Raw genomic sequence first — 21,389 nt, forward strand, 5'->3', positions numbered from 1 at the left:
AGGTCGATGAAGCTAGTGGAAGGATTAAACCAAGAGCAGAAGGAAGCGGTTTTACATGTGGATGGTCCGTGTTTGGTTCTGGCAGGAGCAGGCAGCGGGAAGACCCGGGTACTAACGACCCGCCTGGCTTATTTGTGTCATACAGGTATTCGTCCCAGGAACATCCTAGCCATAACTTTTACCAACAAGGCCGCCCGCGAAATGAAAGAACGGGTAGAACGATTGATTCCGGGTTTTACCGGCCAGTGGATACAAACATTTCACGCTACCTGCTACCGTATCCTGCGTCAGGAGATAGACCGCCTGGGTTACAGCCGGGATTTCAGCATTGTGGACGAGGCCGAACAGAGAGCTTTGGTCAAGGAGTGTTTACAAGACCTGAATGAATACCGAATCAAGCCGGAAGTAATAGCCTATTTTATAAATCAAGCCAAAAACAGCCTGGCCTCGGAAAAAAAGGATCTCGGAAGTTCGACCTTGCCAGTTAATCTGAGGGAAGTTTACCAAAAGGCCTTTCGCCTTTACCAGGCCCGGTTGAAGGCCATGAACGGCCTTGACTTCGAGGACTTAATTTTATTGACCATACGCCTATTTCGGGAAAACGAGGACGTGCTGGGTAAATACCGGGATCGGTTCAAGTACATAATGATCGACGAATACCAGGATACAAATTATGCGCAGTACGTTTTAAGTCATACCCTGGCGCAAGAACACCGTAACCTCTTCATAGTAGGGGACCCGGACCAATCCATTTACAGTTGGAGAGGGGCCGAACCGGAAAATATCAAGCGATTTTTGAGGGATTATCCGGAGGCCAGAATCATCAAGCTGGAAAAAAACTACCGGTCTACCAAGGTTATATTGGACGCAGCCAATGCGGTCATAAGACATAACTGCGAACGCGAAGAAAAGGTGCTGAAAACCGATAATCCCGTCGGGGAGAAGTTGAGGCGTTTTCGGGCTGTAGATGGCCAGGAGGAAGCACAGTTCGTTGCCGAAACTATTGCGGAGTTGGTCCGGCAGGGGTACCGTTACCGGGATATGGCTATTTTTTACCGCACCCATGCTCAGTCCCGCTACCTGGAAGACGTTTTAAAAAGAAGGCTGGTGCCTTACTATATTGTAGGCGCCCGCAGCTTCTACCAGCGAAAAGAAGTTAGGGATGTACTGGCCTACCTGAAACTGGCAGTAAACCCTTTTGACACGCTGAGTTTTAGGCGCGTCATCAATCTTCCCCGCCGGGGGGTTGGGGACGTCACCCTGAAGAGGATAGAAGAATTTGCTGCTGCTTCTGCCTTACCGGTTTTGGAAGCCCTTGCTAATCCTGCGGATATTCCGGGGATTTCGCGCCGGGTAGCTGAGGCCTTGGAGGAGTTCTACGGGCTAATCAAGTTTGTGCAGGTTTTGGGAGAAAACGAGCCGGTAATGGCAGTTTTAGAACAGCTCCTGGAATCATCAGGATATGTCGAAGACATTTGTCGAAGGGATCCGCTGGGGGCAGAGGAGAGGATAGAAAACCTGCGCGAGCTGAAATCGGTAGCCTTAGAATTCGACCGAACGCGGGGTGGAAACCTGGGAGAGTTTTTAGCCGAGGTTTCTCTTGTTCAGGATACAGATACGACGGATGTTTCCGATGCGGTGGCGATGATGACGTTCCACAGTGCCAAAGGTCTCGAATTTCCGGTGGTTTTCATGACCGGGATGGAAGAAGGTATTTTCCCCTCGGCTAAAGCGGAAACCGAAGCCGAGATCGAAGAGGAACGGAGGCTGTGTTATGTCGGTATCACCAGGGCTAAGGAAAGGTTGTTCTTGAGCAACGCGTTCAGCCGCGTTTTGTGGGGTTATGAGATGCGAAACCTGCCTTCCCGTTTCCTTGGCGAGATACCTAGAGGGCTTTTCATTTCAGACCATGCTGCGGACCCCGGGTTTACGGAGATACTCCCGGAAACCACAGACCCAAAGCTGGAGTTGGCCCCGGGAGACGTGGTAGAGCACCGTAAGTTTGGGCAAGGTATAGTGATTGATGTGTTGGAGGACGGGGAGATAGCCATAGTCGACTTTGTCGTAGCTGGGACCAAGATGTTGAGGACCGATATAGCACCTATGGTGAAGGTAGAGGGATCTGACGGTTGGTGATAGACTGTAGCAGACTGTGACAGCATCCTCAGGATGGTGTAGTGCAGAGGAACTTTGGCTAGGAGGGACAGGTGTGGAAACCCCTAGGGAAAGAGCCGAAAAGTTGCGGGAAGAGATTCGAAAGCACGACTATCACTATTACGTGTTGGATCAGCCCTTAATCAGTGACGCTGAGTATGACCGTTTGTTCCGGGAGTTGGTCGAGCTCGAACAGGCTTATCCGGACCTCGTTACCCCTGATTCTCCCACCCAGCGGGTAGGCGGAGAGGTGCTCAAAGGGTTCACGCCGGTTCAGCACCGGGTACCTCTATTGAGCTTGGACAATGCTTTCAATGAAAGGGAACTGCGGGATTTTAACCGGCGCTTGAAGGAAAGACTGGGGGATGAGGCTGTTGCCTACGTCTGTGAATTGAAGATCGACGGGGTGTCGATAGCTTTGGTATACCAGGACGGGGTCTTGATGAGCGGTGCTACTCGTGGAGACGGGATTGTAGGGGAAGATGTTACGGCCAACATCCGCACCATAAAGTCCTTGCCGTTGCGGCTGACTTATCCTTTGCCGCGGGTGGAGGTGCGGGGAGAAGTATACATGCCGAAAGAGGCTTTTGCTCGCTTGAACCGGGAACGGGAGGACAGGGGGGAAAAGACTTTTGCTAATCCCCGTAACGCGGCGGCAGGATCCATCCGGCAACTTGACCCGAAAGTGACCGCTGGGCGCACCTTGGGTCTTCTGGTTTATGATATCTTACACTTGGAAGGGAAAGAAATAGACAGCCAGCGGGAAACGTTAGAGTTTCTGTCCGAGTTGGGTTTCCCGGTAGACAGAAACTTCCGCTGGTGTGCTTCTCTGGACGAGGTATTGGAATACTGTGAGGAATGGCAAGGGAGAAGGCACGAACTTCCGTACGAAATAGATGGAGTAGTGGTCAAACTTAATTCGCTGCCGGCGAGACAGCTTTTGGGAGCAACTGCCAAAAGCCCGCGCTGGGCCATAGCCTATAAGTTTCCGGCCGAAGAAAAAGAGACAAAGATCGTTGCCATCGAGCTCAACGTCGGGCGCACCGGGGTGATAACTCCCACCGCGGTCATGGAGCCGGTCAGCCTGGCGGGTACTACGGTGAGCAGGGCGAGTTTACACAATTACGACCTGATTCGTGAAAAAGATATCCGCGTAGGCGATATGGTGGTGGTTCATAAAGCCGGGGATATCATACCTGAGGTGGTAAGATCACTACCGGAGAAACGGACCGGCAAAGAGATCGAATTCAAGATGCCGGACAAGTGCCCAGCCTGCGGTTCGCGGGTGGTCAGGTTCTCGGGAGAGGTTGCATATCGTTGCGACAACATAAACTGCCCGGCCCGTTTGAAGGAGAGCCTGATCTTTTTTGCTTCGCGGGAAGCTATGGACATCGAGGGCTTGGGGCCTGCCTTAGTGGAACAGCTAGTAGACAGGGGAATGGTGAGCAATGTAGCTGACCTGTACTATCTTAGAGCCGAAGAGCTGGCAGGTTTGGAAAGGATGGGACAGAAATCGGCCGCCAACTTGATTAGGGCTCTGGAGCAGAGCAAAGGGCGCCCGCTGCATCGGTTGCTGAACGCCCTCGGCATCCGTTACGTAGGGCTCAAGACGGCGAGGATACTGGCGGAGCACTACCGGGATATAGAACGCTTTTCGGACATAGACCGCGAAGAACTTATGTCTATCCCGGAAATCGGGGAGAAGATTGCGGAGAGCGTAACGGCGTTTTTCGCTGAGCCTAGGAATTGGGACAGCATCCACAAACTGAAAAAAGCAGGGGTTAACACGGTTGAGCCTGAATTTTCTATGGCACAAGACAGCCAGTTCGCGGGCAAGACCTTTGTGTTGACGGGTGCGTTGGAGTCGATGACCAGGAATGAAGCGACGAAAGCCATCGAGGATCGCGGGGGCAAGGTGACTAATAGCGTAAGCCGCAAGACCGACTTCGTCGTGGCTGGTAGGGATCCGGGATCAAAATACGACAAAGCTGTGGCTTTGGGTGTCACGGTTTTGGATGAAAACCAGTTCTTGCAACTCTTAGGAAGACAGGCAAAGGCATAAACGAGGGGTAGAGCTGATGACGACCGCAACTTCTCGGGTTACGCTCACTGAAGAAAGTCAGATAAAGGGGCGAATTCATACCCTTGTTTTTTCAGCTCCACGATTATGTTAGGCAGGGCCTGGGCATTGCTGGAGGAAACGTTGTGCAGGAGTATGACGGCCCCGGGGTGGATGTTGCCGGTAACGTCTTGGAATATCTTAGCAGGCGTAGGCTGATTCTTGACATCCCAGTCCCGAAAAGCCATACTCCAAAAAACTGGCCGGTAATTGAGGGAATGAAGGGTTGCCAGCACTTTTTCGCTGTAGGTTCCGTTCGGCGGTCTTACCAGCCGGGCAAGCGGCTGTCTGGTTGCAGCTAAGAAAGCGGCTTCAGTTGTTTCCAATTCTTTGTCTATTTTCTCTTCGGATATGGTGGTCAGATCAGGATGAGTCGCCGTGTGACTGCCTACCACATGACCTTCCGCTACCATCCGTTTGACCAGCTCGGGGTGGGACGTGATAAAGGGCTTGGTTACGAAGAACGCCGCTTTTACCTGGTACTGGGCCAAGGTGTCAAGTATGGTGGCGGTGTAGCCCATTTCGTACCCGGCGTCAAAAGTGAGGTAGATTCGCTTGGCATCTGGACTTCCCAGGTAAATTCCGTTGTACTTAGCCATCAACTCCCGCGCCGATTGGGGAATAAATGGCTGCTGGTGATTCTTGCCAGGGACATAGTACCAGACCAAGCGTTTGGCAGAGGGGGGCTCCTCACTGGCACCTGAAACAGGGTTACCGTTTGAATTGCCCGTCGAGTCAAGGTTCGTCGTTGATGCGTCCGAAGATGAAGATATCTTAGGCATGGTTCCAGAAGGAAGACTGTTTGTTTGGGTCTCGGTTTCACGATTATTACCATTTTGAGCAACACCGGAGGGGGTATCGCTAGTGTCGGAAGGGGTGTGACCGGTTGGATACCAGCAGGCGTAGCCACCAATGGTCAAGCCAAAAACCAGGATCACGGCCAAAAAAATATACGAATAGAGGCGCAAGCGGATACTGGCTACGCTGGCGGGCACTGCTGTCTTGCGCTGGCGGGACCGAGTTTTTTTCCTTGAAACCTTGGACGGGTGCGCTTTTTTCTTGGGCCTTGTCGACACGTGTTTACCCCCATCCCGGATGTGCTTTTATACTGTATTAAGCTGTTTCGACAATCACTGCCTTTATCCTCCAGGGAAATAATGGAGTGCATACCCGTCCAAAGAAAAACCAGAATTGTACGTAACGTTACGGTTGAGTTATCCCTTAGCCTGGAAAAAACTGTTCATTTTGCTGTCCAAATCTTCCATGTTCACGTCTTTAAGAAAACTAAGGTCATAGCCAGTGACGTCCGAGAGCTCAAACAGCCGCCACCGACCGGATTCTTTAACCAGCAGGGCCAACTGCTGGCCCTGTACCTTACTGTTAGGTACCCGGTAATCACACACCACCAGAGCGGCTTTGCTTCCACTGCGGGTTAATGACGGCCGGGCTGTGACTTTTAGTTCACCTGTACCGGCTTCGGGCAGGTTTTGGGCCAGCGCTTGGCCCATCTCCTTGCGTATAGCTGATTCCCGTTTCAAAAGTTCGCTTGGAGCGGTATTGTTGTATTTTGGAAACAGCACAGAATAAGCCCAGTTCACGCTCAAATACTCGGCAGCTTGGTCGTATTTTCCTGTGCCGAGTAGTTGATAGAACTTTTCCACCGTTTTTTCCGGGGTAGAGACGTCGAAATAGGTCGCATAACCAAACATTCCTGCCAAAAGCACCACGATGAGAGCAATGTTCCACTTGGGTATTCCAAACACAATGGCCTGCCTCCCTCAAACTCGAGCTTACCACAGCTATGAGTCTCATTCTACACGTTTGATATACGTCGAGCAACCATTAATAATCCTTACCTGGAATCGGTTTTTCTTCGCAAACCGGCAGAGGAGAGCTTGGGTTTAGACGTAAGGGCATGGAACTTGCACGCGTATCGATTTTGGGCCAACAGGGCTTGTACAGGTAGCCCGGACGCAGGCTTGTGGCTTTCAGTCGATTGACGGGGGGGTAGGTTTTTGTTACCATGGCCTAATAAGAGGAATATTACGGGAGAAGAGGTAAGGCCCAAGATGAAAAACCAGTTCAGTCGATTCAGAGGATCAAATTCCTATATTGCCAGCGAAGAGCTGCAGAACAGCGTGAACGTTGCCATCGCTTTAGGTAAGCCTTTGCTCATCAAGGGAGAGCCTGGTACCGGCAAGACTATGCTGGCGAAGAGCATCGCCGATGCGCTGGGCAAACCGCTAATAATTTGGAACATCAAGTCTACGACCAAGGCTCAGGAAGGGTTATACGTCTATGACACCGTTCAGCGTTTGTATGACAGCCAGTTCGGGGATCGTGACGTTAGCGATATCAGGCAGTATATAAAGCTGGGCAAGCTGGGAGAGGCTTTTGTAAGCGATGAACAGGTGGTGCTGTTGATCGATGAGATCGACAAGGCGGATTTGGAGTTCCCCAACGACTTGCTGTGGGAACTTGACCAGATGAGTTTTTACATTCCTGAGACCAAGGAGACTGTGGTTGCCAAGCACCGGCCGATCGTGGTTATTACCAGCAACGCGGAAAAAGAACTTCCGGACGCTTTTTTGCGGCGCTGTATCTTCCACTATATTGAGTTCCCGGATGCGGAACGCATGAAGGAGATCGTGGAAGTGCATTTTCCTGATCTCGATCGCAAACTTTTGGAACAGTGTCTCGAAGCTTTTTACTGGATCCGAAGCCTGCCCAACCTACAGAAAAAACCCAGCACCAGCGAGCTGTTAGACTGGCTGCAGGCCCTGGTTATCGGCGGTATCAACCCGCGCAAGATCGGAGAGGAAATCCCGTTTCTCGGGGTCTTGCTTAAAAAGAACCAAGATGTCGAAACCTTGCTGTGGAATTTGCGTAACCCGCGGGGCGGTCGTAAACCTTCGTTTTATTCCCGTTGAATCAGGGTGAATTACGGTTTTGGGATCGGGTGATAGTTATGTTCACCGAGTTTTTTTATGAGTTAAGAGCCCACGGGGTGCCGGTGTCGGTCAATGAGTGGTACACGTTGCTGGAGGCCCTCGAAAAGGGGCTGGCCGGTTCCAGCCTTACCGGGTTTTACTACCTCTGCCGGGCGGTATTGGTCAAGTCTGAAACCTATTATGATAAATTCGACCGGGCTTTTGCCAGCTATTTCGACGGTATAGAGACACCGGAGTCTTTGCCAGATAAGATATGGAAGTGGCTTGATAGGGAGCTTCCCGAAAATCACCGAGTGAAGTTTGACGGCACCTTACGCCAGTATGATATAGAAGAATTGAAGAGGATGCTGGCAGAACGCTTGGCTCAACAGAACGAAGAACACCACGGAGGAAACCGTTGGATAGGAACAGGGGGTACGTCTCCCTTCGGCCATTCCGGCTACCATCCCGGCGGAATCCGGCTGGGAGGAGAATCGCGCAACCGTTCGGCGGTCAAGGTGGCGGCTGAGAGACGCTGGGCAGATTTTACCGATGATGAAACCCTGGACACGCGGCAGTTCCAGATGGCGTTGCGCAAATTGCGCCATTTCACTACCCGCTTTGAAGGACCGAGGACTGAACTGGACATCGATGCCACCATCGAAGCGACGGGTAGAAATGCGGGCCGTTTGAAGCTGGTGTGGAACCGGCCTCGCCGTAACGCCATAAAAGTGCTGCTGCTCATGGATTCCGGCGGTTCGATGCTGGCTTACAGCCGGCTCTGCAACCAGTTATTCACCGCAATGCACCGGTCTTCGCACTTTAAGGATTTTCAGGTATATTACTTCCATAATTGTATTTACGATTGGCTTTATCCTCATCCCAGCTGTTTGCGTCGGGACAGTATAAAGACGAGTGACGTGCTCTCCAACCTCGATTCTGACTATCGGGTTATTTTGGTTGGTGATGCCAGCATGGCTCCCAGTGAACTGACGATGCCGGGGGGAATCATAGACTGGGATCTTCACAACGAGGAACCGGGGATTGCCTGGTTACAAAGGGTCAAGGATAGGTTCGAGTACAGCGTCTGGCTGAACCCGATACCAGCCAGTTACTGGCGGTGGACCGAGGGCGCGTATACCATAAAGCTGATCAGAGAAGTGTTCCCTATGTACGAGCTGACTCTGAACGGTTTGGAGCAGGCCATCAAGTGCCTGAAGGGTCGAGTGGTTTGAACTCAAAAGTGCTGAGCAGGTCATATAGATGGCGATAGGACGGGAGGATGAAGGCAATCGGTTTAATAGGTATAGTCACAACCGCGTTTGTGGTAGGGTTGTCAGGGGCTATGACTCCGGGTCCTTTGACTCTGGTAACCATGGTTCGGGCGACCCGTAATGGGGTCAAAGCAGGGATGAAGGTTTGTCTCGGGCACGGGCTGGTAGAGGCATTGCTGGTACTGGCTTTGGGGCTGGGGGCAGGAGCCGTCTTAGCACGATCGAGCCTGGCGGGTGCGGTAGCGGCTATAGGAGCGGTTGTGCTTGGAGTCATGGGCTTTTTCCTGATCAGGGATGCAAGGACAGCGAGTTTAGATGAAATGACGGCACTTATGGCTGAAGAACGGAACGAGTTAGGCCCGGTGGTGGCAGGAATAGGGGCCACGGTCGGTAATCCCTACTGGATTATGTGGTGGGCTACCGTCGGCGTGAGTTATATAGTTTTGGCCAGCAGATTTGGCTCCCTAGGGCTTGCTCTTTTTTTCGGTGGGCACTATCTGGCCGACATCATAACTTTGGGAATCGTCTCGGCGGTGATGGCCCAGGGGCGGCGATGGTTGAGCGGGGAATGGTACCGACGGTTGCTGTTGATTTTTGGGGTTTTCTTATGGGGAATGGCTGCGTATTTCCTGTACAGTGCTTGGCAGTTTTGGTATTAGATAGGGGGGGCCAAAAGATGAGGTTGGTATACGAAGGGAAAACGAAGCGCGTTTACGAGTTAGAGGATGGGCGCTACCTGCTATATTTCAAAGACGATGTTACAGGTGAAGACGGGCGTATAGCCCCTGGGTCCAACTTTGTACTCGGAACCCTAAAGGGTAAAGGGCAAGCGTCATTAAAATTGTCCCGCCACTTTTTTGATTTGTTGAAGAAGGAAGGTGTTCCTACCCATTACATCGAAGCGGATATTGAAAAGAACACGATGGCTGTCAGAAAGGCCAAGACCTTTGGCCGGGGGCTGGAAGTTATTTGTCGGTTCAAGGCTTACGGGAGTTTTATTGAACGTTATGGAGACTATGTTGAGGAATTTCAACCTCTGGATGGCCTTGTCGAAATCACTCTCAAAGACGATGAACGCGGCGATCCATTAATCAACGATGAGGCGTTGGTCAAACTCGGGCTGCTCACAGAAGAGGAACTAGTTCAGGTCAAGGAGATCGCTCGGAAGGTAGCGACGATAGTAAGGGATGATTTGGCCTCTCGCGGATTAGACCTGGTTGACATTAAATTTGAATTCGGGAAAATAGGCGATGAAATCGCGGTTATAGATGACATATCGGGGGACAACATGCGGGTCTTCAAAAACGGTCAGCAGGTTAGTGCTTGCGACCTAACGGATATTGTTGTGTGAGTCTACCCAAAACCGAGATTTTCGTATTATAATAAATAAAAGAAAAGCCGGTCGGCATTTGCGATTATTTTGAGTTTAATCCGCGCACGCGAGACGGGTGCTGTATTATTGCGAGGGGGTGGAGGTAATGGAAGAGGTAAAGAGAATTCTCGAAGGCGATGTCCGCATGGCATCCCGGCTTATCAGAAACCTTGAGGACAATATACCAGGGGCCAAGGAGACGGTAAAGAAGGTATTTCCATACACGGGGAAGGCCCACGTGGTAGGGATTACCGGTTCTCCGGGGGCAGGCAAGAGCACGCTGACCGACGGTATCATAGCTTCGGTGCGGAGGAAAGGGAAGACGGTAGGGGTTCTGGCAGTAGACCCGACCAGTCCTTTTACCGGAGGGGCGATTCTGGGGGACAGGTGCCGGATGCAGCGGCACGCCGAGGACCCGGGGGTATTTGTGAGGAGTTTAGCATCGCGGGGAGCGATGGGGGGATTGTCGAAGGCGATAGGGGACAGTATACACGTACTGGATGCGATGGGAAAAGACATGATAATAGTCGAGACAGTAGGAGCGGGGCAGCAGGAAGTAGACATCATCAACCACGCTCACACCGTGATAGTGGTGCTGGTACCGGGGATGGGGGATGCGATACAGGCGATAAAGGCGGGGATAATGGAGATAGCGGACATATTTGTGATAAACAAGGCGGACCGGGAGGGAGCCGGGAAGCTGTATGCTGAAGTGAACATGATGCTAGACATGTCGCCGTCGTTTCCGGGAGGCTGGAGGCCGCCGGTTATAATGACCAAGAACATTTACGACCCGCATCAATTTGCCCAGGACGTAGAGGTACTGGCGGAGAAGATAGAGGAACACTACAAGATGCTGATAGAGAACAACATTTTAGGTGAGCGGCAGAGAAGGAAGGCCTTATACGAGCTTAACGAGGCATTGAGGGGTTATATACTGGAGCCGATATTAGACGAGCTGGTAAGGACGGGAGAATTCAGCCAGATGGTAGAACAGCTGGTAGCTAAAGAAGCTGACCCGTATACTTTGGCTGAGGAGGTTGCCCGACGGTATATGAACGGGAAGGTCAGTGTTTGTTAAAAACGGGTGAGTTGGTCGGGAAGGGTGATGAGAGTCACCCTATTATTTTTGATCAGTCTTGCTTAGGTATGCTCCGTGAATGAGAGTGGCGCGAGAGAAGTGTTAGCCGGCTCGCTCCAAGACTCCTCGCCTGCAACACATCGGCTCGCTTCGGTGCGAAGCGTACCGCTCAGGATTCGTCCGGCACTCAGGGAATGGCATGCTCCGGGAAATCGGAAAGGGCTTCCAAGCTACACTCATCCTGAGTGCCGGAACTCAGTCCCTCGCTGTGCAAAACCTCCTGTTTTGCACTCCGCTTCGCAGCCCTCAGTTTCGCCGTGTGTTGTCCGGCACTCAACGGGAGTCTCAAGGACCTTTCTTTCATTAAATTGTCGCTGGGTTGAGTGCCGGAGCTCGTCATACGTCGCTTCGCCCGGCTAACACTTCTCCACAGCAGCATTTTCATTTTCTAGTGGTAACTCCGCTAGGGGTCATGAAGGTATGTGTTCAAAACAGTTAGAATGTTTCCTTGTTAAGGAAGTACAGGTGAAAGAGAGGTTGACACGGATGCCGGATTTGCCCTATAGAGCGTATTCCGAGCACTTGAAAGCCAGATTTGGCCAAAAGGTGTACAAGCTACCCGTTAACCTGGCGGGAAGCTGTCCTAACCGGGACGGGAACCTGGGATGGGGGGGCTGCATCTACTGCGGCGAGGAAGGGTCGGGCTTCGAGTGTTTGCCCAACTGGATAGGAGTAAAGGAACAGCTGGAACGTAACAAAGCATATATCGGGAGAAACTACGGGTCACGCAAGTTCATCGCCTATTTTCAAGCTTTTACCAACACCTATTTACCTTTAGAAACCTTTGCCCAGAACATCGAAGCGGCGGTTGGGGATCCGGATATAATCGGGCTTTCCATCTCCACGCGTCCCGACTGTATCAGTGACGATTATCTCGATCGGTTGGCAGAAATAACCCGAGGTCGGGAGTTAGCGGTGGACATAGAGCTGGGCCTGCAGACCGTCAACTACCGGACCCTGGCTAAAATTAACCGCGGCCACACCCTGGCCGAGTTTATCGACGCGGTCCTCCGGGTTAAGCAAAGGGATTTCGCGGTCTGTGCTCACCTCATCCTGAATCTGCCCGGTGACGAGGAAATAGATGTCGTCGAAAACGCTAAAGTGTTATCTGCACTTGGGGTGCAGTATGTAAAACTGCACGCCCTGTATATTCTCAAGGGCACCGTGTTGGGAGAGATGTACGAGCGGGGAGAGGTACAGATAATCTCCCTAGATGAGTACGTGGAACGAGTGATCGCTTTTCTCGAGTACCTCCATCCAGATGTGGTAATCCAGCGGCTGATCGGTAGGGCGCCTGCCAAGAATACATTATTTTGTAATTGGGGTGTAAGCTGGTGGAAAATAAGAGACATGATCATTGAGCGAATGAAAAGCCGCCAGAGCTTCCAGGGTTGCAGGTGCGATTACCTCAACGGGAAGGCCCTGCGCAAGTTCCGGGGCCAGCTTTAAGCGCTGAAACTGTCTAACAGCGGGGAGAAAAGAACATGCAGGTAGTTGGGGGGAAGAGCTCTGTTCAGGGTACTTAAGGCAAGGTTAGACATTGTTCGTTCGCGGATGAAAGAAAAAAGAGGCGCAATATGCAACAACATAGCAGAACTTTCTGTCCCAGGCCGGAGATACTACATAATGGCTGCTCTTTCCGCCATTATAGCAACATTCGGTCTTTTATCGAACAGCTCAGCAGTTGTCATAGGGGCGATGTTGGTAGCGCCTCTCATGGGGCCGATTTTTGGAATTGCTCTGGGAATATCGACAGGAGACAACACCTTGCTACGAAAGGCGGTAGTAGCTGAGTTAGCTGGCGCAGCGCTGGTCGTTGGTTTAGCCGGTCTTTTCGGTATGATACCGCTTCGCCCCGATTTTGCAAACGAAATACTTGCAAGAACGCATCCTACAACTTATGATATCGTCATTGCCCTGGCTTCGGGTTTGGCAGGGGCCTATGCCATTCTCGATGAGAAAATGAGCGCGGCTTTGCCAGGTGTCGCCATGGCTACAGCTTTGGTGCCCCCGCTTGCGACTTTAGGATTGTGTCTGGCGGCTGGTCAATGGCAGCTGGCTTCAGGAGCGTTTCTTTTATTTTTGGCCAATTTGGTTGCCATTGAATTCGCGGCCACAGTCGTTTTCAGCGCTGCTGGGGTAGCCGAGCTTTCCATAGTCCAAAATGAAAGAATTCCAGGGTTAATAAAGCGCTTTGGACTAAGTGTTGTGATATTGACAATAATGACCGTTTTTATGACCCAGACCCTGGTACAGGCCATTGGTGAGCAGACGTTTGGCAAACAGTTGAGAACGGCTTTGAATCAGCAACTGGCTCAAATGGCAGGAGCTCGTCTTTCTGATGTGCTGTATGAGAAGACTGCAGACGAGCTAAAGGTTGTAGCTGTTGTGCTTACACCTCAGGAGTTTTCACCTGAGCGAGTCGGGTTGATGGAGAAGCGGCTGGAAAAGGACCTAGACCTGCACTGCGAGTTGATTATTCGTTCGTTGATTTCGAAGGACGCCGACCAAAACGGACCTGTTTTTATTAGTGAGGAAGAACTACTTCGGCGGAAGCAGGTTGCCCGGGAAAACGAATACATGAACCGGCTCTCTAAAGCGTTGTCGGAAGAGTTAAATGTCATACCTGGGGTGCAGTTGGTCGATATTCTAAGAAACGGCGAGGGTGAGAACCAAATAATTACGGCCACGGTAAGGGCTCCTGATCCAATTACTCCGAGACAGGTTCGCGAGCTAGAGGACAAACTTAAACCGCTATTATCAACCAATGCACGGCTGCTTGTGCGTTCAGTCATCACAAAGGAGGCAGATGATGAGCGCTTTCTCTACGAAAAGACGGAGGAAGCTCAACTTTTAGAGGGACCGGATGTGGAATTGCTCCAGAAGTTAGAAGAGGTCTTAACTGCAGAGTTAGAGAAAAATGTTAAAGGGGCTGTCCTAAACGAAGTGCAGTTTAGACGGGACGAAGAGGGGTTGTTCGTATTTGCTGTAACCCGAACTCCCTTTACCATTTCGCCCAGAACGGTAAAGAAAATCGAAAGGAGACTTCAAACCGATGTTGAGCCTGACTTGAGGCTGATAGTGAGGTCAATAGTGGCGGGCGACGTTTCGGCGGACGATTATGTTGTTTTCGACGAAAAGGTTCTTAATAATGCCAAAGATAGGGAAGAATAGCAGGTAAAAATCGAGCGACAAGTCCTGGTTCGGCGGGAAGAGACCAAGAGGCTCCATCTGATTTAAGACCTTCAGTAAGTAAAAACCCCTGAGCCGGCACCTGTAGCCGGCCCAGGGGTGAATCTTTGAGTGCGGCGTGCCCAGGAAAGCACGCACTTTCCGGTCGGGGTAAGCGCCAAGGCACGCCCCCGCCAGAATGCCTGCGTAAAGGGAAATCCTTGCGCAGAAGCCCATCGACTAAAGTACTCCCCGGAGCCTGAGGGCGAGCAAGTTGCCGGACCGCAATATAAGCTATATAAAGTGAATCCTGCCGCGTCGACCAAAAGGGCCCGAGGAGGAGAAAGGGGAGACCGAACCCCGCGCACATGGGCGAAGGCCATGGGAGCCGTGAGGTACCTGGAAGAGTAGCGGCGAAGATCCGTCGCAGCGTTGAGGGAGCGGTTTGTCTTTAAGTGATAATCCCGTAATGTTGAAGAGCCTCCAAAATACCCCCCGCATGGGGCCTACTTGCCCTGTAAACCGTTGAAGGTAGTAACGAAGGCAGTATCTCACCGTTTGCAACTATTACTCCCCGATACCCCATCTGCAGCATATCAAGATCGTTTCCACCATCTCCACAAACAAGCACTTTCTCTGATGGCAGGTTCAAGCGGGAAACAAGATATTTCAATGCCGGGCCTTTACCAGCCGCGGCAGGGATAATGTCTACATTGCGGTCACTCACTATTACGCGTACAGCAAGGCCACTCAAGGCATTTATCAGTAGTGGCATAGATTCTTCTTTTAGTAAACGATAAGCCCTGCGCCAAGGCGAACGAATGCCTTGAGGAGAAAGACCAGGAATACCTGCCACTATCTCTTCTATCTTCTTGTTATCCCAGCCCTCGCTAAACCCGCTTTCCCATGTTCGATCCCGCCGAAATTCAGGCCGGTAGCGAATGACCGTGCCGACATCTGCGACCAGAACATCTGGAATCAGAAGGGCTTCGGTATTTATGAGTTTAAAGGCGGAAAAACTATGCCTGCCGGTGAGATAAATCAGAAATATCTCTCGTCGCCGCAGAGCTAGCCAGGAGTTGAGTTCTGTCAGTGTTTTCGGATCCCCTACCAAGGTATCATCCAGGTCTGTTGCTAAGATGAGGAAAGGGTTGTCTTTTTGCCGTGACTCCATTCTCCCACCTCATGGTAAAGCGCAGAAAGATGTTCTACTACCTTGGGCCATATAAACTGGCGCCGTACGTGGTTGGCAGCTGCCCGTCCTATTTTAATTGCCAATGCCGGATCGTGCAACATTTCTCCCAACCTTGCTGCCAGACCCTGCGCATCACGTGGTGGGACAAGATAGCCCGTGATGCCGTCAACTACAGTGAATTTCAATCCACCCACGCGGCTGGCAATTACCGGTGTGCCACATGCCATGGCTTCTAAGGCCACCAGCCCAAAAGTTTCGTAATACGAGGGAATGACACAGACCTCAGCCGCTCTATAGTAGAGGGGCAATTTTTCGTGCGGTTGCGCCCCCACTGTCAGAACCCAACCGTCTAGCCTCCGGTTACAGATCTCTTCCTCCAAGTACTTCCTGGACTGCGGATCTCCTCCGATGATTAGTACGCGAACATCCTCTATAAAGCTGGAGTTATCCCTGCTCAGCATTTCAAGAGATGTCAAAAGGGTATTTAGGCCTTTGTTCTCATCAAAGCGACCCACATAAACTACCACCTTTTTATCCTCTAGACCCAGCTGGGCTTTGCTCTCATGTCTTTTTCCGGGATGAAACAGCATGGGATCTACACCGCACGGCACCAATGCAATCCGTTCGCTACAGGCTCCATAGTCCTTAATAAGCCGCTCCATTTCTTCCGGTGCCGTGGCCACAACACAATTGACCCCTTCAACAATTTTTCTTTCAGCCTCCAGACGTCGGAGTAGGCCTATCCCCTTCAGCCCAGTTTCACTGGCTTTAATGCTTCCTAAAGAATGAGAGGTATGCACCTGGGGAACACCGAGATATTCCTTAAGGTTAAGGCCAGCCAAACCGGAGAGCCAGTAATTGGAATGAATAATGTCGTATCTCTTCTTGCTCCAGTTCAAATATTCTTTGAGTTCTCTAACGAAGTGCTGCACATAGCCGTATAGCTCGTCTTTTGGGATAAACTCTTTTCGCCCGGCTGCTAACCGAATAACCGAGCCCTTTGGGCCGAGCCTTACCTGTGGTTCTACGTTGTTATCCTGCCAATGGGTGAAAACATCTACTTCCCAATCCAATTGTTGCAAACCTAAAGCCACCTGACGAACGTAAATGTTTTGGCCACCTGACTGGATTCCCCCTAATTCGGCCAAAGGGTCACCGTGAATCGAAATGATCATAGCTCTTCGTGCCATCTCCCCAACTCCTCCTTATCCGCGGTATTAAGTCGACGTCTAATGCCCGTTGAAATACTGCGGACAGTTGTGCCCCTGACTCCCGAAAAGGCCACCTAAAGAATTCCCTTATTCTTCAGAAAATCCGCCGCTACCTTGGCCGGATCCTCTCCTTTTTCTTTGACCAGGTAGTTCATCTGTTGCATATCAGCCTCACTGATTTTGCCGCCTAGAGAGTTCAGTGCGCTCTCCAATTCCGGATATTTTTCCAAAGTATCCATCCTTACTACGGGTGCACAGTAATACGGCGGGAAGAAATGTTTGTCATCCTCCAGAATTGTCATTCTGTAGCTAATCAATTCTCCATCGGTTGAAAAGGCATCAATGACATCGGCTTTCTTGTCAGCAACCGCTTTGTACTTCAAGCTCGTTTCCATCGCCTTCGTTTCCTTAAACGTTAGTCCGTAAGTTTCTGAAAAGCCGGGGAAGCCGTCCTTCCGGTTGTAAAACTCCTGTTCCGCACAGAAGATGAGGTCTTTGGCATAAGGTTTGAGGTCCGATATGGTCTTGAGGTTATTCTGCTCGGCAAATTCCTCTCTTACCGCAATAGCGTAAGTGTCGTTAAAACCAAATGGTTCCAGCCACTTTATCTTGAACTGCTTGTTGTATTCTTCCTGCACAATCCTGTATACCTCATCGGGATCTGTTATGACATCTCTTTTTAGAATAGCCATCAAGCCGGTGCCCGTATAGTCAGGATAGAAATCGAGCTCACCTTTTTTCAAACCCTGCCAACAAACCAGGGTTCCCCCCAGATTCAGTTTGCGGTTTACTTTAAGGTCGGTCTTGGCTTCGATAACCTGGGCCATCATTTCTCCCATTATTATGTTTTCGGTAAAGTTTTTTGAACCTACAGTCACTACGCCCCCCTTACCTGAATCCGATGTTGATCGACTTTCACATCCGGCTGTCAAGCCTACAACCAAAAACACCGTTAATAACAGCCAGAGTCCTCTGAGAAATTGTTTCTTCATAGCCCTTTCCTCCATTCCTCTAAATGTTTTGAGCAACAGTGTTGCTAAGACCTTTCGGAGCTATGAACCGCTCCAGTTTGCTTAAGCCAGCGTCTGAAACAACAGCCAGCAAAGCAGCCGGAACAGCTCCTGAAAGGATCATCGCGGTGTTCATTTGCTGCATTCCCCTCCAAATAGGAGCCCCCAACCCGCCAGCACCGATCAATACACCGATGGCAGCTATACCGATGGCTGTAACCGTAGCTACTCTGATGCCGGCCATGATTACCGGCAGAGCCAACGGTAGCTGAACCATGCGTAGAAGTTGCCACCTTGTCATACCCATTCCCTTTGCAGCTTCGATTAACGCCCCGTCAATCCCAATTATTCCGATATAAGTGTTCCTCACAATTGGGAGAAGCGAGTACACGAGTAGTGCCATAATCAGAGGAGTATCCCCTAATCCCAACCACAACATAAACAAAGCCAGAAGAGCAAGGGCCGGTATAGTCTGCATAACATCCGTAAACCCCACTACTAACTGGGCTGCCCAACGGTTCCCGGTAATCAGGTATCCTATTGGAACCCCGATCAAGATGGCCAGACCAACTCCTGCCAGCGTCAGTTCAAGGTGTTGGATACTGAGTAACCAGATATTAAACATGTTTTCACCTCCCTTCATCTGGAACTAATTGGCTTCCCCGAGGGGTCAAGAACATCTCAACTTTACCCAGTATCCACCCCGCCCCGATGGCTAAAACGGCGGTGGGAACAGTGCCAGCGATGATAAAGTTGGCATCCGCTGTCTGTATCCCAGTAATGATGAGGTCTCCAAGTCCCCCCGCTCCGATGAAGGCGGCCAGGGTAGCCCAACTAATCAGATAGACGGTGGAAATACGTACACCGGCCATAATAATAGGTAAGGCCAACGGAAACTTAACCATCCATAGCAGCTGACGCGAGTTCATCCCCACGCCTGTTCCGGCCTCAATATACACAGGGTTAACATTTCTTATACCGGTATAGGTATTCCGTATAACCGGCAGGAGCGAATACAGGACCAGGACGACCATCGCGGGAAGGGGGCCTATCCCCAACAACGGCAGTACAAACCCCAGAAGCGCCAGGCTGGGAATAGTCTGAATACTGCCCGTCGCTGCAAGGACGTAATCAGCCAGCTTTTCTCGTCTTGTTAGCCAAATGCCAAAAGGGATGGCGATCAAGCACCCGATCAATTCTGATCCCAGGGCCAAGTAGAGGTGTTGTACCGTTGCCGTAATAATGGTCGTTGAATTCATACTTAGAAATTGGCTGAAGCTAATCATTCTCATCCCCCCAAACCACCGATGCCATTGCGTTGACCATACTGGTTCTAGTCACCAGGCCTCTTAGATGACGTTGTGCGTCTACCACCGGCAGGTACTTCAATTTGCCACCGACCATCAAGTCAAAGGCGTCTTTGGCGGAAGTAGAGTTTAGCACCGTGACCAGATTGTGATCCGCAATTTCGCCAATTCTATAAACACGTTGGTGTTCGCGGTCCAGGTCCTCTATGCTTACCCCACCTACCAAAACCCCCTCTTCATCGACCACCAGCACGGTATCTACCCGCTTGCGCTTCATGAGGGCCAGGCATTCGGCGAGTCCCATTGACGGCAGGACTGTCACGGGGTTGAGATGCATGACCTGTTCAACCGTCAACAGCGCGTAATTGCCCCTTCTGTTTTTGCCGACAAAGGAGGCTACAAAATCGTCTGCAGGTTTGCGCAGAAGATCTTCCGGCGTAGCGACCTGTATGACCTGTCCCTCCTTCATCACCACCACCCTGTCGGCCAGTTTTAGTGCTTCGTCTATGTCGTGAGTGACAAAGATGATAGTCTTACGTAACCTTTTTTGCAGGTTTTTAAGCTCGTCTTGAAGGGCTTCCCTGGAAATGGGATCTAGGGCCCCGAAAGGCTCATCCATCAGAATCAAAGGCGGGTCCGCAGCCAAGGCCCGCAGAACTCCGATTCGCTGCTGTTGCCCGCCGGAAAGCTCATTGGGGTAGCGATTGGCGTATACGTCAGGGTCCATACCTGCCATTTCCAATAATTCGTGTGCCCTGGCCCTGCTCTTTGTGGCAGGCCATTCTAACAACCTCGGTACCACGGTTATGTTTTCTTCTACCGTCATATGGGGAAAGAGACCGATCTGCTGAATGACATAGCCTATCTGTCTCCTTAGGGCTACCGGATCTACATCCCGAACATTTTTCCCGTTTACCAGAATATCTCCTTCCGTTGGCTCGACAAGCCGGTTCACCATTTTCAGGGTGGTTGTTTTGCCACATCCGCTGGGTCCTATCAGAACAACAAGCTCGCCCTCTTCCACCTCAAGGTTCAAGTTTTTCACTGCTATGTGGCCGTTGTAGTCCTTGCTCACTGCTTTGAATTTAACCACTTAATACAGCTACCTCCTTGTGTACTATAGAGTTAGTTTTAGTCAGCTCCAAGCCAATAGACCTGATCCTTGACAACCACACAGGAATCCTGGGGCAACTTGGATAAATATTCTCGTAGAGGCAGGGGGCTTCGATCACCTCTTTGGGAGGCAATGCTATCCCTCACGAAAGAGTGAAGCCCCCATACGAGAGGACTCGAATGAGCACGTTTTCCCAACGCCCGGGCCCTCGTGGCCTATGGCGGAGTGGATGCCTCCGTCAGGGCTTCGGGTCTGTTTGAGGGCACCCGTAATCGGATGTCTAAACGTGGCTCCCCTATGCTTAGAAACAGCCTGTGGTTGGCTGCTGTTTCGGCCCGTCGCTTTAACCCGGAATTGAAAGCCTATTATGAGTTAAAATGCCGTCAGGGAAAGCATCCGAGTGTTGCTACCGGAGCTGTTGCCAGACGGCTTGTTCATCTGATTTACTCTCCTCTGGAAAGATAACCGACCATATGACCCGAATTATCGATGGTCCCGGCCAAAGCAGCAAAAATAACCAGGATCCCTATGTGATTGTCCAAGATATTTTTGCTTTAGTCTATTGACTTTTTATAGCACGTCTTTCGTTAGGATAAATAATCTGTAAAAAGGCAATTACATCCTACAGGGCAGGTTTTATCATGCCCGCCGAGAGGGCACCATTAACACGTCCGTACACTGAATAGGCGCATAAGGTTGCTTCCACCAAAGGTTCATTATTTCCTAAGTCACAGGAAACTCAGGGGGAGACTTAAAGGGGCAAAATTGTGAAAGTGAGACTCAAGAATGAACCCCACCCTCTCCCTTTACGCTTACGAGGTTAGCTGACGGATTCGGGCCAGGGCGCCCTACCAGCAGTAACTGCCGGATTCACCCCAAAACGTTGGGTCCCCCGCTTCCGGGCCTGGCGACCCGGAATTCAGCATACAAGATGGGCTTCGCGGCCGATATATAATTTTTACCCCATGTAGGGGTTATGAATTTTGGCCTTGGCAAAACCTCCTTCAAGACTCGACAGTCCCAGTCAACTTCTTACCCTAATCTTCCATTCATTTCCTCCTATCCTAGAGGGTAACCCCATTCTTACAATCAAGTCAAGTTTATAAGCAGCAATACGGTTGTGAACTTGTATGCTGTCCCAGCTACAGTCCCCAAAAACAATCTTAGGCTTGGTCTGTGGGCCGGTCTGGGACTGCTTTTCATTTTGATCACAACCAGAAACCGTGAAAACAACCGTCAAAGCAAGTAAGACGAAATACAACAACACACGATGCTTAGCCAAGGACATAGCCGATACTCCCCCTTCACAAGCTGTTTGCGATAGTTGCTTTGTTTTTAAATTATATCCCAAACAAAGACATCTGACAACCTTAAAGTAATTATGAAGTTGG

The 21,389-nt window shown here is 50.9% G+C and carries 18 protein-coding genes, 1 pseudogene and 1 riboswitch; of the genes and pseudogenes, 10 read left to right on the plus strand and 9 right to left on the minus strand.

The genetic code is table 11. The annotated features are described in order from the left end of the window. Nucleotides 1-6 precede the first annotated feature (6 nt). Both SLIP_RS03010 and ligA read left to right on the plus strand, forming a co-directional pair. Nucleotides 7-2,136, plus strand: a complete 2,130-nt coding sequence (locus SLIP_RS03010; protein WP_013174804.1) for an ATP-dependent helicase — start codon at nucleotides 7-9, stop codon at nucleotides 2,134-2,136. 73 nt (nucleotides 2,137-2,209) lie between these two features. Further along, the gene (ligA, locus tag SLIP_RS03015) at nucleotides 2,210-4,216 is read left to right on the plus strand and encodes an NAD-dependent DNA ligase LigA (RefSeq protein WP_013174805.1); all 2,007 of its coding nucleotides are present in this window, start codon (nucleotides 2,210-2,212) and stop codon (nucleotides 4,214-4,216) included. 44 nt (nucleotides 4,217-4,260) lie between these two features. Here the strand turns inward: ligA and SLIP_RS12705 are convergent, their stop codons facing one another. Beyond that, entirely contained in the window at nucleotides 4,261-4,872 is a 612-nt protein-coding gene (locus tag SLIP_RS12705) for a polysaccharide deacetylase family protein (RefSeq protein WP_049764998.1), read from the minus strand. 615 nt (nucleotides 4,873-5,487) lie between these two features. Further along, nucleotides 5,488-6,036 carry an immunoglobulin domain-containing protein gene (locus SLIP_RS03030; protein ID WP_013174807.1) on the minus strand — a complete coding sequence of 183 codons (549 nt, stop codon included), beginning with the start codon at nucleotides 6,034-6,036 and terminating at the stop codon, nucleotides 5,488-5,490. Between the two features lie 306 nt (nucleotides 6,037-6,342). On the opposite strand from SLIP_RS03030, the gene SLIP_RS03035 reads away from it, so the two are divergent. From SLIP_RS03035 to SLIP_RS11940, 7 genes are all read left to right on the plus strand, one after another. Further along, a complete protein-coding gene (locus SLIP_RS03035) occupies nucleotides 6,343-7,203 on the plus strand; it encodes an AAA family ATPase (protein ID WP_013174808.1) in 861 nt (286 codons plus the stop codon). Nucleotides 7,204-7,241: 38 nt separating this feature from the next. Further along, entirely contained in the window at nucleotides 7,242-8,438 is a 1,197-nt protein-coding gene (locus SLIP_RS03040; protein WP_041432660.1) for a vWA domain-containing protein, read from the plus strand. A gap of 47 nt (nucleotides 8,439-8,485) precedes the next feature. After that, nucleotides 8,486-9,136: a LysE family transporter gene (locus SLIP_RS03045; protein ID WP_013174810.1), complete on the plus strand. Its 651-nt coding sequence runs from the start codon at nucleotides 8,486-8,488 to the stop codon at nucleotides 9,134-9,136. 17 nt (nucleotides 9,137-9,153) lie between these two features. Further along, nucleotides 9,154-9,828 (plus strand): phosphoribosylaminoimidazolesuccinocarboxamide synthase, encoded by a 675-nt coding sequence (locus tag SLIP_RS03050; RefSeq protein ID WP_013174811.1) that lies wholly within the window; start codon nucleotides 9,154-9,156, stop codon nucleotides 9,826-9,828. Nucleotides 9,829-9,955: 127 nt separating this feature from the next. Continuing rightward, complete coding sequence (meaB, locus tag SLIP_RS03055; protein WP_013174812.1) at nucleotides 9,956-10,930, plus strand: methylmalonyl Co-A mutase-associated GTPase MeaB; 975 nt, start codon at nucleotides 9,956-9,958, stop codon at nucleotides 10,928-10,930. Nucleotides 10,931-11,476: 546 nt separating this feature from the next. Continuing rightward, the gene (gene mnmL / locus SLIP_RS03065; RefSeq protein WP_013174814.1) at nucleotides 11,477-12,439 is read left to right on the plus strand and encodes a tRNA modification radical SAM protein MnmL/YtqA; all 963 of its coding nucleotides are present in this window, start codon (nucleotides 11,477-11,479) and stop codon (nucleotides 12,437-12,439) included. A gap of 45 nt (nucleotides 12,440-12,484) precedes the next feature. Next, the gene (locus SLIP_RS11940) at nucleotides 12,485-14,164 is read left to right on the plus strand and encodes a TIGR00341 family protein (protein WP_049764999.1); all 1,680 of its coding nucleotides are present in this window, start codon (nucleotides 12,485-12,487) and stop codon (nucleotides 14,162-14,164) included. Nucleotides 14,165-14,612: 448 nt separating this feature from the next. Here SLIP_RS11940 and SLIP_RS03080 read toward each other — a convergent pair whose 3' ends face one another. The 6 genes from SLIP_RS03080 to SLIP_RS03105 all read right to left on the minus strand — a co-directional run bounded on the left by SLIP_RS03080 (nucleotide 14,613) and on the right by SLIP_RS03105 (nucleotide 19,977). Further along, nucleotides 14,613-15,335, minus strand: a complete 723-nt coding sequence (locus tag SLIP_RS03080; protein ID WP_013174817.1) for an HAD-IIB family hydrolase — start codon at nucleotides 15,333-15,335, stop codon at nucleotides 14,613-14,615. Next, nucleotides 15,296-16,546, minus strand: coding sequence for a glycosyltransferase (locus SLIP_RS03085; protein ID WP_013174818.1), 1,251 nt, complete (start codon nucleotides 16,544-16,546; stop codon nucleotides 15,296-15,298). Before SLIP_RS03085 ends, SLIP_RS03080 begins: the two co-directional genes overlap by 40 nt. Nucleotides 16,547-16,641: 95 nt before the next feature. Continuing rightward, nucleotides 16,642-17,445 carry a glycine betaine ABC transporter substrate-binding protein gene (locus SLIP_RS03090; protein WP_242649117.1) on the minus strand — a complete coding sequence of 268 codons (804 nt, stop codon included), beginning with the start codon at nucleotides 17,443-17,445 and terminating at the stop codon, nucleotides 16,642-16,644. Nucleotides 17,446-17,578: 133 nt separating this feature from the next. Continuing rightward, complete coding sequence (locus SLIP_RS03095; protein WP_013174820.1) at nucleotides 17,579-18,202, minus strand: ABC transporter permease; 624 nt, start codon at nucleotides 18,200-18,202, stop codon at nucleotides 17,579-17,581. Between the two features lie 4 nt (nucleotides 18,203-18,206). Next, nucleotides 18,207-18,863, minus strand: coding sequence for an ABC transporter permease (locus tag SLIP_RS03100; protein WP_013174821.1), 657 nt, complete (start codon nucleotides 18,861-18,863; stop codon nucleotides 18,207-18,209). Further along, complete coding sequence (locus SLIP_RS03105; protein ID WP_013174822.1) at nucleotides 18,856-19,977, minus strand: ABC transporter ATP-binding protein; 1,122 nt, start codon at nucleotides 19,975-19,977, stop codon at nucleotides 18,856-18,858. The genes SLIP_RS03100 and SLIP_RS03105 overlap by 8 nt, the downstream gene beginning before the upstream one ends. A 207-nt stretch (nucleotides 19,978-20,184) precedes the next feature. Here SLIP_RS03105 and SLIP_RS12300 point away from each other — a divergent pair. Continuing rightward, nucleotides 20,185-20,515 (plus strand): annotated as a pseudogene (locus tag SLIP_RS12300) (transposase); the annotation flags it as partial. Between the two features lie 278 nt (nucleotides 20,516-20,793). After that, a riboswitch (cyclic di-AMP (ydaO/yuaA leader) is annotated at nucleotides 20,794-20,933 on the minus strand. 89 nt (nucleotides 20,934-21,022) lie between these two features. Here SLIP_RS12300 and SLIP_RS03110 read toward each other — a convergent pair. Continuing rightward, nucleotides 21,023-21,286 carry a hypothetical protein gene (locus SLIP_RS03110; protein ID WP_013174823.1) on the minus strand — a complete coding sequence of 88 codons (264 nt, stop codon included), beginning with the start codon at nucleotides 21,284-21,286 and terminating at the stop codon, nucleotides 21,023-21,025. Nucleotides 21,287-21,389 lie beyond the last annotated feature (103 nt).

It is taken from the genome of Syntrophothermus lipocalidus DSM 12680, from assembly GCF_000092405.1.
Taxonomy (GTDB): Bacteria; Bacillota; Syntrophomonadia; order Syntrophomonadales; family Syntrophothermaceae; genus Syntrophothermus; species Syntrophothermus lipocalidus.

Excerpts from the sequence above, each read along its gene's own strand:
- SLIP_RS03010 (WP_013174804.1), top strand. The coding sequence starts at position 7 with ATGAAGCTAGTGGAAGGATTAAACCAAGAGCAGAAGGAAGCGGTTTTA.
- SLIP_RS12705 (WP_049764998.1), bottom strand. The coding sequence starts at position 4,872 with ATGGCTAAGTACAACGGAATTTACCTGGGAAGTCCAGATGCCAAGCGA.
- SLIP_RS03035 (WP_013174808.1), top strand. The coding sequence starts at position 6,343 with ATGAAAAACCAGTTCAGTCGATTCAGAGGATCAAATTCCTATATTGCC.
- SLIP_RS03040 (WP_041432660.1), top strand. The coding sequence starts at position 7,242 with ATGTTCACCGAGTTTTTTTATGAGTTAAGAGCCCACGGGGTGCCGGTG.
- SLIP_RS03045 (WP_013174810.1), top strand. The coding sequence starts at position 8,486 with ATGAAGGCAATCGGTTTAATAGGTATAGTCACAACCGCGTTTGTGGTA.
- SLIP_RS03050 (WP_013174811.1), top strand. The coding sequence starts at position 9,154 with ATGAGGTTGGTATACGAAGGGAAAACGAAGCGCGTTTACGAGTTAGAG.
- meaB (WP_013174812.1), top strand. The coding sequence starts at position 9,956 with ATGGAAGAGGTAAAGAGAATTCTCGAAGGCGATGTCCGCATGGCATCC.
- mnmL (WP_013174814.1), top strand. The coding sequence starts at position 11,477 with ATGCCGGATTTGCCCTATAGAGCGTATTCCGAGCACTTGAAAGCCAGA.
- SLIP_RS03080 (WP_013174817.1), bottom strand. The coding sequence starts at position 15,335 with ATGGAGTCACGGCAAAAAGACAACCCTTTCCTCATCTTAGCAACAGAC.
- SLIP_RS03085 (WP_013174818.1), bottom strand. The coding sequence starts at position 16,546 with ATGGCACGAAGAGCTATGATCATTTCGATTCACGGTGACCCTTTGGCC.
- SLIP_RS03095 (WP_013174820.1), bottom strand. The coding sequence starts at position 18,202 with ATGTTTAATATCTGGTTACTCAGTATCCAACACCTTGAACTGACGCTG.
- SLIP_RS03100 (WP_013174821.1), bottom strand. The coding sequence starts at position 18,863 with ATGATTAGCTTCAGCCAATTTCTAAGTATGAATTCAACGACCATTATT.
- SLIP_RS03110 (WP_013174823.1), bottom strand. The coding sequence starts at position 21,286 with ATGTCCTTGGCTAAGCATCGTGTGTTGTTGTATTTCGTCTTACTTGCT.